The 12,080-nt window shown below is 29.0% G+C and carries 8 protein-coding genes and 1 CRISPR repeat array; of the genes, 7 read left to right on the top strand and 1 reads right to left on the bottom strand.

The window, feature by feature from the left end; genetic code table 11:
* Both ald and RWS90_RS06910 read left to right on the top strand, forming a co-directional pair.
* On the top strand, positions 1-1,091 hold a 1,091-nt coding region (gene ald, locus RWS90_RS06915), incomplete at its 5' end, for an alanine dehydrogenase (RefSeq protein ID WP_314549911.1).
* Positions 1,092-1,355: 264 nt separating this feature from the next.
* Complete coding sequence (locus tag RWS90_RS06910; protein ID WP_314549909.1) at positions 1,356-2,726, top strand: amino acid permease; 1,371 nt, start codon at positions 1,356-1,358, stop codon at positions 2,724-2,726.
* 209 nt (positions 2,727-2,935) lie between these two features.
* On the opposite strand, the gene RWS90_RS06905 is transcribed toward RWS90_RS06910, so the two are convergent.
* Positions 2,936-3,481, bottom strand: a complete 546-nt coding sequence (locus RWS90_RS06905) for a thermonuclease family protein (RefSeq protein ID WP_314549907.1) — start codon at positions 3,479-3,481, stop codon at positions 2,936-2,938.
* A 345-nt stretch (positions 3,482-3,826) separates the two neighbouring features.
* Between RWS90_RS06905 and RWS90_RS06900 the strand changes: the two genes are divergently transcribed.
* The 5 genes from RWS90_RS06900 to csn2 all read left to right on the top strand — a co-directional run bounded on the left by RWS90_RS06900 (position 3,827) and on the right by csn2 (position 11,534).
* Positions 3,827-5,305 carry an aldehyde dehydrogenase family protein gene (locus RWS90_RS06900; protein WP_314549905.1) on the top strand — a complete coding sequence of 493 codons (1,479 nt, stop codon included), beginning with the start codon at positions 3,827-3,829 and terminating at the stop codon, positions 5,303-5,305.
* Positions 5,306-5,524: 219 nt separating this feature from the next.
* On the top strand, positions 5,525-9,703 hold the full coding sequence (gene cas9, locus RWS90_RS06895) for a type II CRISPR RNA-guided endonuclease Cas9 (RefSeq protein WP_314549903.1): 4,179 nt from the start codon (positions 5,525-5,527) through the stop codon (positions 9,701-9,703).
* Positions 9,678-10,553 (top strand): type II CRISPR-associated endonuclease Cas1, encoded by an 876-nt coding sequence (gene cas1 / locus RWS90_RS06890; RefSeq protein ID WP_314549901.1) that lies wholly within the window; start codon positions 9,678-9,680, stop codon positions 10,551-10,553. Before cas9 ends, cas1 begins: the two co-directional genes overlap by 26 nt.
* Positions 10,543-10,863 carry a CRISPR-associated endonuclease Cas2 gene (gene cas2, locus RWS90_RS06885; protein WP_314549899.1) on the top strand — a complete coding sequence of 107 codons (321 nt, stop codon included), beginning with the start codon at positions 10,543-10,545 and terminating at the stop codon, positions 10,861-10,863. The genes cas1 and cas2 overlap by 11 nt, the downstream gene beginning before the upstream one ends.
* Complete coding sequence (gene csn2, locus RWS90_RS06880) at positions 10,860-11,534, top strand: type II-A CRISPR-associated protein Csn2 (protein WP_314549897.1); 675 nt, start codon at positions 10,860-10,862, stop codon at positions 11,532-11,534. Before cas2 ends, csn2 begins: the two co-directional genes overlap by 4 nt.
* A gap of 160 nt (positions 11,535-11,694) precedes the next feature.
* A CRISPR array of direct repeats spans positions 11,695-12,060; the repeat unit is 36 nt; unit sequence GTTTGAGAGATATGTAAATTTTGAATTCTACCAAAC.
* Positions 12,061-12,080: the final 20 nt, after the last annotated feature.

Raw genomic sequence — 12,080 nt, 5'->3', positions numbered from 1 at the left:
TTAAAAATAATGAAAGTAGAGTGTCTGCTATACCGGGAGTAGTACATGAATTAGTGCTAGATGGACACACTGTGTATGTAGAAAAAGGAGCAGGTTTAGCTTCAGGTATTTCAGATGCTGAGTATGAAAAAGTGGGTGCTGTTTTATTAGATAAAGCAGAAGATGTATGGAATAAATCTGATTTGATTTATAAAGTTAAAGAACCAATCCCATCAGAATATAAATATTTTAGAAAAGGTTTGATTATTTATACATACTTACATTTAGCAGCAGACCCAGAACTAACTAAAGCAATGGTGGAATCAGGCACTATAGGTATTGCTTTTGAAACAGTAAAAGTAGGTCGTACATTACCTTTATTAAGACCTATGAGTGAAATTGCGGGAAGAATGGCAATCCAAGAGGGAACTAGATTCTTATCTAAAGTTCAAGGTGGTAAAGGGAAATTATTACAAGGGGTACCAGGTGTACAACCAGGACATGTAGTTGTTATTGGTGCAGGGGTTGCTGGAACAGCGGCAGCTACTGCAGCAGCAGGGCTAGGTGCTCGTGTTACAATGCTTGATGTTAACTTAGATCGTTTAACAGAATTATCTCATATCTTCGGTGGAAAAGTAGAAACAGTTTACTCTAATAAACTTAATATTGCTAATGCAATTAAATCTGCAGACTTAGTAGTAAGTACAGTTTTAATTCCGGGAGCTAAAGCACCAAAACTTGTTACAAAAGAAATGATTAAAGATATGCCGGATGGTGGTGTTATCGTTGACGTAGCAATTGACCAAGGTGGTACAACTGAATATACAGAAGGACGTCCAACAAGTCACGACAATCCTATCTTTGTGGAAGAAGGGGTATTACACTATTCAGTAGCCAATATTCCAGGTGCTGTGGCAGAAACAGCAACATATGCATTATGTAATGCTACTGCTAAGTATGTAAAAGTTATCGCTAAATTAGGTGTTAAAGATGCAGTAGCTAAATTCCCAGAGTTATTACCAGGAGTTAACGTGGCTAACGGAAAAGTAACGTTCAAAGCAGTTGCAGATGATTTAGGATACGAGTATACTCCGGTGGAACAAGCTTTGTAATATAATATTAAAAACTGAAAATATAAAATAGTTATATTGTAGAGGAAGTGGGAAGGATGTTTATATACGTTTTTTTCCCTTCCTTTTTTAAAAAAATATAAAAAATTAATTATGTAATTCAATATATCAATTTATTAAGTTATTTATTAATTTGTTTTTTCTTTACTTACATAAGTAGATGATATAGTAGTAAATATTAATTGACTATGATATAATTAGTAAATAATATTAATAGGGGAGAATATTTAAAATTAGGAGGATATTATGAGCGTTTTTAGAAAAAAATCAATAGATTCAATTTTAGCAGAATCTAGAAACAAAACGTTAAATCCCACGATGAAAACCATGGATTTAGTTTTGTTCGGGATTGGAGCGATTATTGGATCAGGAATTTTGGTATTAACTGGTAAAGCTTCAGCTGAAGCAGGTCCGGCGGTTGTTTTTTCATTTTTAATTGCAGGGTTAGCCTGTTGTTTGGCAGCACTGTGCTATGCAGAATTGGCGTCAACAATCCCATCAAGTGGTAGTACTTATACATATCTATATGTATCAGTTGGTGAAATTGTTGCCTATGCTATTGGATGGGTATTAATAGGAGGGTATGTTCTAACAGCAGCAACAGTTGCAAATGGTTGGTCAAGCTATTTCTCTCGTCTTTTAGCAGGATTAGGTGTAGAACTTCCCAAAGAGATTTATACATTACCTTCATTAGGAGGATATGGAAATATTCCAGCGATTATAATTGTACTGTTTATTACTTTTATTCTATCTAAAGGAACTTCAAGTAGTAAACTTGTTAATAACCTTATGGTAGCTGCGAAAGTTGGTATTGTAATTTTATTTATCGTTGTTGGATCATTCTATGTTGAACCAACTCACTGGACAAATAATTTTGCACCTACAGGATTCTCTGGTGTAATGTTAGCTGCAACAACAGTATTCTTTGCATACTTAGGATTTGATGCGATTTCTACTTCTGCTGAAGAAACAATTAATCCAGAAAAAGCATTGCCAAAAGCAATTATTATCACTATGATTGTTTGTACTGCATTCTATATCTTAGTATGCCTAGTATTAACTGGAGTTGTTGACTATAGTAGATTAGGAACTGGAGATGCATTAGCGTTTGTACTAGAAGAAGTAGGTCAAAATAAAGTAGCAGGTATTGTTTCTCTTGGAGCAGTTGTTGGACTTATGGCGGGTATCTTATCATTCATGTATGCGGGTATTCGTATTACATATACAATCGCACGTGATGGATTATTGCCAAAAGGATTAACAAAAGTTAATTCTAACAAAGTGCCAAGCACAGTAACTTGGGGATTAGGAATTTTAACAGCAGTTTTAGCTGGATTCTTGCCATTAGGTAACTTAGCAGATTTAGCAAACGTTGCTTCTATTATAGCATTTGCATTAGTAAGTTATACAACTATTGTATTCTATAAAAAATTCCCAGATTTAAAACGAGGATTTAGAGTGCCTGGTATGCCAGTATTACCGATTATCTCTATCGTATTATTTGGAGCATTATTATATAGTGTTACTTTAACAACATGGATTATCTTCATCGTTTGGATAATCGTAGGTATGATTATATACTTTGCATTTTCATATAAAAATAGTAAATTAAAATAATAAAATATAGAGGGAGTGGCTCAAAAATCGTGATTTCGGAGAAATAGATTTTGTTGAGCCACTCCCTTTTATTAGATATCTAAAAAATTTTTATAAAGCCATTTTTGAAATCAATAAACCACTTTGTCTATGTGAACTTTGTTAAATTTTAGGACTTTTGGGTCAGCACCTCTTTAAATAATATTAATCAAATATATTAGAAATAAATTTTATGAATTGGACCAAAGGTTACGTTTGTTACTTTTGGCTTTATTTTGTGCTTTTTTATAGCGTTCAAGGTATCTAACATCTGGAGGTTTAACATATTTAATTTCAGCTAGACCTGCAGCTAATAATTCTTCTTGAACACTTTTTCCATCAGCATAGACATAACATAAACCTCGGTGGTATTTATCTTCTTTTTGATATACATCAAATTCGATCTCTATTGTTTTGGCGTTATTTAATAGTCTACCGTTTAGTTCGCTCGCTTCAGGACCGAATCTTTGTACTTTGACACCAGGTTTAACCGTTTCAGGAGTATCAATTAGCAAATATCTAATTTTCAGATCTTTATTATTAAAATTTACCACAATTGTATCTCCATCTATTTTTTTTACAAATTTAACCTTATATCTTGTTGTATCTCCTTTTATTAAGACGCTATTTATAGTTGCCTCTTTATAGTTTTCACCATGTGTATTGAAAATAGTAATTATTAATAAAGAAATGCTGATAAATAATATAAAAAATACTATGAAAACTTTTTTATTCATAAATATTACCCCCTTAATTTCAATTTTAACACTTTTAATTTAAGTAATAAAGTGATAAATCAAAATTTTAAAGTTAATATTTTTCTTTAAAAGAAATAGTGTTGAATTCTGTAATAATTATAAAGTTAAAGTTCATTAATATAATTAAATGTATCGAATGTATATTTTTAAGTTTACCTTAATAACAACCTTTAATTTAAGGTGATTTAGTAAAAAATATTGTTTATAATAGTATAAATATTATAATATTTATACTATGTTCCACTGTGTGAAACAGATATGTTGTAAACGTATTAAATTGATGTTAGTATAAAATTACAATATAAAACTAAAGGAGAAATAAATATGACTAAATTAAAAAAAGAAAATTACCAAATGTATATCAATGGAGAGTGGGTTGATGCCGAAAATAAATCGGTTTTAAAATCATATAATCCTGCTACTTCAGAATATTTAGCTAGTTTTCCAGATGCTACAGAAGGAGACGTAAACAAAGCTGTTAAAGCAGCGCAAGAGGCATTTAAAACATGGAAATACACTACAGCATCAAAACGTGCAGAGTTATTAAATAAAATTGCTGATATAATTGATGCTAATACTGAATTGTTGGCTACTGTTGAATCTTTAGATAATGGTAAACCAATTAGAGAAACTTTAAATGTAGACGTGCCGTTTAGTGCAAGACACTTTAGATATTTTGCCGGCTGTATATTAGCAGATGAAGGGCAAGCAACAGTATTAGATGAGAAATTCTTAAGTATAGTATTAAGAGAGCCTATTGGTGTAGTTGGACAAATTATTCCATGGAACTTTCCGTTTTTAATGGCTGCATGGAAAATTGCACCAGCGTTAGCAGCGGGGAATACAATTGTTTTAAAACCATCAAGTATAACATCACTTAGTTTATTAACATTTATTGAATTAATTCAAGATGTTCTTCCAAAGGGAGTATTGAATGTAATTACAGGTAGTGGAAGTAAATCAGGAGAATTTCTAAAAAATCATCAAGATTTAAATAAATTAGCATTTACAGGTTCTACAGAAATAGGTAAAAAGATTGCTGTTGCCGCAGCAGAAAAACTAATTCCAGCAACATTAGAATTAGGTGGTAAATCAGCTAATATTATTTTAGATGATGCTGATATTGAAAAAGCGCTTGATGGAGTTCAACTTGGTATTTTATTTAATCAAGGTCAAGTATGTTGTGCAGGATCTAGAATTTTTGTTCAAGAAGGAATTTATGATGATTTTGTGACGAAAGTAAAAGAAAAATTCGCTAAAATTAGAATAGGTAATCCTTTAGATCCTAATACTCAAATGGGAAGTCAGATTGATGAAAAACAAGCAAATAAAATTATAAATTATATAGAATTGGCAAAAAAAGAAGGTGGAGAAGTAATTGTTGGTGGAGAACGATACACTGAAAATGGTTGTGACAAAGGTGCATTTGTTAAGCCAACATTAATCGCAGGTGTAAACAATGGTTGTCGTATATCTCAAGAAGAAGTGTTTGGACCTGTATCGGTAATAATTAAATTTAAGTCTGATGAAGAAGTTATCTCACAAGCAAATGATAGTGAATACGGACTTGCGGGTGCTGTATTTTCTAAAAATATTACTCGTGCATTAAATATTGCACGTAGAGTAGAAACTGGAAGAGTATGGGTAAATACTTATAATCAAATACCTGAACACGCACCATTTGGAGGATACAAAAAATCAGGTATCGGACGAGAAACTCATAAAGTAATATTGGAACATTATTCACAAATGAAAAATATCTTAATTGATTTGAGTGATGATGTCTCAGGATTCTATAATTAATAATAACTTATAGAAAGCCTATTATAAAATAATGATTGATATGTACCCCTTTTACTGAATATAATAGTGAAAGGGGTATTTTAATTATAATTATGACTGTATAACGAAATGTGATAAATACTATAAATTATTTTTTGATATTTTATCTAGATATGGTAAAATAGATATTGTAAGTGCTTTACAGTAAATCTATGTAAATAGCTAAAAGGAGAAATTAAAATGAGTAAGAAAACGTGGTATTTAGGACTAGATATAGGTACAGCTAGTGTAGGATGGGCTGCGACGGATACAGAATATAAAGTTATTAGAAAAAATAGAAAAAGATTATGGGGAGTTAGATTATTTGAAGAAGCTACAACAGCAGAAGAACGTAGAAATTATCGTTCAGGAAGAAGAAGACTGCAAAGAAGGAAATGGCGCTTAAATTTACTTGAGGAATTATTTGCTAGTGAGATAGAAAAAGTAGATAAGACTTTCTTTTTAAGATTAAAAGAAAGCCAATATCATTATGAAGATAAAACTCATAAAGTTCCTTATGCAATTTTTAATGATGCGAGTTATACTGATAAAGATTATTATAAAGAATATCCAACAGTTTATCATTTGAGGGCGAAGTTAATTTCTGAAGAAAACCCTGATATAAGAAAAGTATTTTTAGCAATACATCATATTCTAAAAAATAGAGGTCATTTTTTACTACAGGGTCAAAGTTTTAAAGATGGAAATTTAAACAATTTAATTAAAGAATTATTAGAACTTGATATACTTCATGTAGGATTTGATGTAACAGAGGAAATTGCTGGTAAAATTGCGAATATTTCATTAGAGAAAAAAACTTTAACAGATAAGGTAAATGATCTTAAGAAACTTTATCCAAAAGAAAAACAATTATTAGAAGTATTTAGACTTATTTTTGGAGGAAAAACAACATTAGATAAACTATTCTCTATTGATGAATATAAAGATTTAGATGCTTCTATAAAATCAATATCGTTTAAAGAGAAAATTTATGAAGAAGTTCGTCATGACTATGAGCAAGTATTATCTAATTATATAGAGTTACTTGATTTGGCTAAGTTAGTTTATGATAGTATTATTCTTTCTGACATTAAAAAAGAAGGAAAAACACTATCAGAATCTAAAGTAGAACTCTATGAAAAACATAAAGACGATTTGTTAAAACTAAAACAACTTGTAAAAAATGATTCTAAATTATCTGAAGACAAAAAAATTGAATTATATTCAACTATTTTTAAAGAAGATAAAGATAAAGGGACTAACTATGTAAATTACATTCGTAAAAGTGAAGAAGGTAAAGGGTGTAATTACGAAGACTTTAAGAAATTCTTAGTTAAAGAATTAGCTAAACTTGAAGAAAGCTCGACAAAAGAAGAAATATTCAAAGATTTAGAGTTAGAACAGTTTTTACCGCTACAAAGAACAAAAGATAATTCAGTAGTTCCTTATCAAATTCATAAAGAAGAATTGGTAAAAATATTAGAAAATGCTGCTAAATATCATAGTTTTTTAGGTGAAAAAGATGAAAGTGGTTATAGTATAAGTGAAAAAGTACTTCAATTATTAGAATTTAGAATACCTTATTATGTTGGGCCTCTTAACTCAAGTAAAAAAGCGAAAGAAGATGGTTTTGCTTGGTCTGTAAGAAACAAGGGATATGAACATACTCCAGTTACACCATGGAACTATGAGAAGGTTATTGATGAAAGTTCTAGTGCAGAAAAATTCATCACAAACTTAACAAATAAATGTACATATCTTAGAGGGGAAGATGTGCTTCCGAAAAGTTCACTATTATATTCTGAATTTGCATTATTAAACGAATTAAATGCTCTTAAATATGATGGAAATAGAATTAGTTTAGAAGCTAGAAATACAATTATAGAGAAACTGTTTAAACAACAAGGTAAAAAGGTTACAAAAACAAGTATTAAAAATCTGTTAAAAACTGAAGGATATATTGATGGTAAAGGAGAAATTTCTGGAATAGATATTACAGTGAAAAATGATTTGAAATCATACAGAGATTTCAAAAATATTCTTGGGGATAAATTTAATCCAGAACATGTAGAAAATATAATACTTTGGATAACTCTATATGGTGAATCTAGAAAACTGATAAAAGCAAAAATAGAAGCGGTATATGGCGATATATATTCAGAAGAAGAAATTGCCAAAATGTCTAGATTAGTATATAAAGATTGGGGAAGATTTTCTAGAAAACTATTGACAGAAATAGTAAGTAAAAAACTATATAATGAAGAAACAGGAGAGTGCTTAAACATTATTGGTGCAATGCGCCAAAATAATATTTTATTTATGGAATTATTGGCGGATAGATTTGATTATTTAGAACAAATCACAGATTATAATAAAGAATTACAACGCGATGTAACAGAGATAACACCAGAAATATTGGATGATTTATATGTCTCACCATCGGTTAAACGTTCTATTTGGCAAACTGTAAGAATAGTAGAAGAACTTAAGAAGATTATAGGTTGTGCACCTGCAAAAATCTTCGTAGAGACAACCAGATCGAATCAGGATAAGAAAGCCCCAACAGATTCTCGTAAAAAACAATTAGAATTATTCTATAAAGCTGTAAAAAAAGATGTTAAAGAGTTAGAATCAGAAATAGAAGCATTAAATTTTGAGGTATTAAATGAAAGACTTAGTTCTGAAGAACCATCGAAACTTAAGGTGAAGAAATTATATCTATACTATACACAGCTAGGAAGATGTATGTATAGTGGTGAAACAATCGATATTACTCAGTTGTATACTAATGCATATGATATAGATCACATCTACCCACAAAGTAAAGTGAAGGATGATAGTTTTACAAATACAGTATTAGTAAAAAGAGAATATAATGCAGCTAAAACAGATAGATATCCATTAGGTTCTGATATTCAAACACCTAGCAATAGAAGATTCTGGAAATTTTTAAAAGAAAAAGGTTTAATTACGGATGAGAAATATAACAGGTTAGTGAGAACAGAAGAATTCTCAGATGAAGAATTAACAGGTTTCATAGCACGCCAATTAGTAGAAACATCTCAATCAGTAAAAGCAGTAGCTGGAATATTAGGAGAATTGAATCCAGAAACTTCAATTTGTTATTCTAAAGCTGAAAATGTTTCTAGCTTTAGACAAAACTTTGGAAAAATTAAAGAAGGTAATAGAAGATCTGATAATACTGAACAGTTAATCAAAGTTCGTGAAATCAATGATTTTCACCATGCCAAAGATGCCTACTTAAATGTTGTAGTGGGTAATGTCTATGATACGAAGTTTACTCGTAATGTATTTAATTTTATTAAAGATAAGAAAGATGGAAGAAAGTACTCACTAAACAATGTGTTCTATGAAAATGCTTCTAATTCTAATACGGTTGCATGGGAAATGGATAAAACTGTTCATCAAGTAGAAAAAGTTATGAATAACAACAATATACTAGTAACAAGAAGAACATCTGAACAAAAAGGCGGGTTGTTTGATGCGACGGTATATAAAGCTAAGGTGGCAGCCAAAGCAAAAGAAGGAGTATATTATCCATTAAAAACTTCCAATTCTGTTGTGAAAGATGTAACTAAATATGGAGGATTTACAAAAATTAAAATAGCTTATTATTCAATTTTCGAGTATACTTTAGTTAATAAAAAAGGTGAAGAGAAAATAACAAGAATTATTCCAATACCAATATATATTTCTCAAAATATTAAAGATGACACTACATTAATAGAGTTTGGTAAAACACAAATAAATATTAAAGAAGGAGAAGAAATTAAGGACTTCAACCTAAAATATAGAAAATTGTGTAAGGACAATTATATTAAGTTAAATGATTATCCATACTATATTGGAGGAAAATTTAATGATTATATTTATATTGATAGTGCTATTCAATTAGTATTAGAAAATAATTTTGAAAAGTATATTAAACTTATTTCTAAATATCAAAATTGGAAAAAAGACAATAAAGACGGAGAATTATGGGAAAGTATAACGGAAGGAGAAAATAAAGAATTATATAAAGAGTTAGTAGAAAAAATGAATACTAGTTTGTTCAAGAAGAAAAAGAATAATAAATATAATGAATTTATTGATGAAGAGACGTTTATTAATTTCGTGAAATTAGAAAAAGAAATACAAATTGTTGTATTAATTGAATTACTTAATATTTTAACTAATAAAAGGCAACCTAGTCTTGATAAAAAATTAATAGGGGTAACGGTATCTAGAGGATATTGTGGCTTAGATATATCAAATTTCAGCCAATTCTCAATAATTGAACAATCTGTTACAGGATTCTATGAAAAAGAAATAACAATAATAGGGGATAAAGAAAATGACGTGGAGAACAATAATAGTTAGGGATAGGGCAAAGCTAGACTATAGCTTAAACTTCTTAACGGTTAGAAAAGAAGCGGAGACTAGAAAAGTTAGTCTTAGTGAAATATACATGATCATCATTGAAAGCACAGCGGTATCGATTACCGCCGTGCTTTTAAATGAACTTATGAAAAATAAAATAAAAGTGATTTTTTGTGATGAAAAGAGAAATCCTAGTTCAGAATTAATACCATATTATGGTAGTCATGACACAAGTCTTAAATATAAAAATCAATTGGAATGGACTAGTGAAAGTAAGGAGCGTATATGGACTAGAATAGTATATGAGAAAATAAAAAATCAAATGTTACTTCTTAAAAAATTAAAGAAAGAGGAGTATAAGTTACTAGAACAATATCTTAGTGAACTTGAGTGGAATGATAATAGTAATAGAGAAGGTCACGCAGCCAAGGTATATTTTAATGCTATGTTTGGTATGGATTTTAGTAGAAATAAAGAATGTTTTACGAATGCAGCGTTAGATTATGGTTATTCAATTATATTATCTGCATTTAATAGGGAAATTGTATCGTGTGGATATTTTACCCAGTTAGGTTTATGTCACAGAAATCCATATAATAAATTTAATCTAGCCAGTGATTTTATGGAACCTTTCAGAATACTAGTAGATGAAATAGTATTTAATTTAGAAGCTGATGAATTTACTAAAGAACATAAAAATGTACTAGTTAATATTCTTAATAATTCAATTTCGATTGATGATAAAGAACAAACGGTAGCGAATGCTATTAAAATATATGTTCGTAGCTTGTTCACAGCATTAAAAGAAAATGATTTAGACTACATAAAGATGTATAAGTATGAGTTATAGATTTATGAGAGTGTTAGTAATGTTCGACCTTCCTACTGAAACATCTCTTCAAAGAAGAAATTATAGAAAATTTAGGAAAGCACTAATAAAAAATGGATTTATTATGATGCAGGAGTCTGTTTATGTAAAACTAGCTATGAATCAAGGTAGTGCGGATTTAATAGTGAAGAGTATTAGAAAAATTTGTCCTGAAGAAGGAATTGTACAAGTTTTGCAAGTTACAGAAAAACAGTTTTCTAAAATAGAATTTCTAGTAGGAGAGAGTCAGACTGAATATGTGGATAATGATGAAAGGTTAATAGAGCTATGAAGATTATTAATAAAAACTGGCAGAGAAAAATTGAGATTGAAGAAAATACTATTTATACATTAGTTTTTGAAAATAAAAGGTATTATAGAGAAAATATTATTGAATTAATTAATCAACATAAAGGTAATGAAGGGAGTTTTACTATTTCTAAAAATTCTAAAGAAATAGAATTTGATAAAGATAGTTATATAATTACTGATATATTTAGTATTGATATAAATAGCAAAAAGGTATTAACTAAAGTATATTCATCTTTATTAAAATTATTGGTAGAAGATGTTTCTAGATATAACGAATTATCAACTAATATTAAAGTATATTTTGAGAAATTAATATTTGATAGTTCTTTAGAAATTGAACAGGGTGAAGAAATTGATATGACATCTTTATTAAAGCTTGGAGATTTTAAAATACATGTAGATAATGATGATATTTTAGATAAATTTATAAAGTTCTTAAAAGTTTTAACAGAATTATGTAATTGTAAAATTATTTTCATAGTAGGGCTTCATAACGTTTTTACAATAGATGAAATAAAAGAAGTTTATAAAGAAGTTTGTTTGAATAAAATAAATATCATTAATATAGAATACCAAAAGTTTGAAAAGATATCTAATAAAAATTATAATGAAATAGTTTATATTTTTGATAAGGATAATTGCGAAATATAGTATTGCATTTTTACGAAAATACTTGTATAATATAGTTAGATTCAAAATTTACATTCAAGTTCAAATAAAGATTTTATCTAAATTGCCTTCGGGCTGGATCGGTGTCGATCCATTTTTTTATACCTAAATTCAAAATTTCTGCTCCAAATCTCGATTTGAGGTTTGAGAGATATGTAAATTTTGAATTCTACCAAACTTAAACGGTTTAATTCCATTTTTGGCATAAGTTTGAGAGATATGTAAATTTTGAATTCTACCAAACTGAATTTATACTGATTATATTCCATGACATTGTTTGAGAGATATGTAAATTTTGAATTCTACCAAACAGGTAATAAGTTTTGAAACTAATTATTTAGGTTTGAGAGATATGTAAATTTTGAATTCTACCAAACAAAATGTTTTGTACAAACTCATTATATCAGTTTGAGAGATATGTAAATTTTGAATTCTACCAAACCTGCACATATTGCCACAAGATTCACGATGTGTTTGAGAGATATGTAAATTTTGAATTCTACCAAACTTTATTTTATTCTATTGATT

It is taken from the genome of uncultured Gemella sp., from assembly GCF_963529685.1.
Lineage (GTDB): Bacteria > Bacillota > Bacilli > Staphylococcales > Gemellaceae > Gemella.
This window is presented reverse-complemented; position numbering and strand designations above follow the sequence as displayed.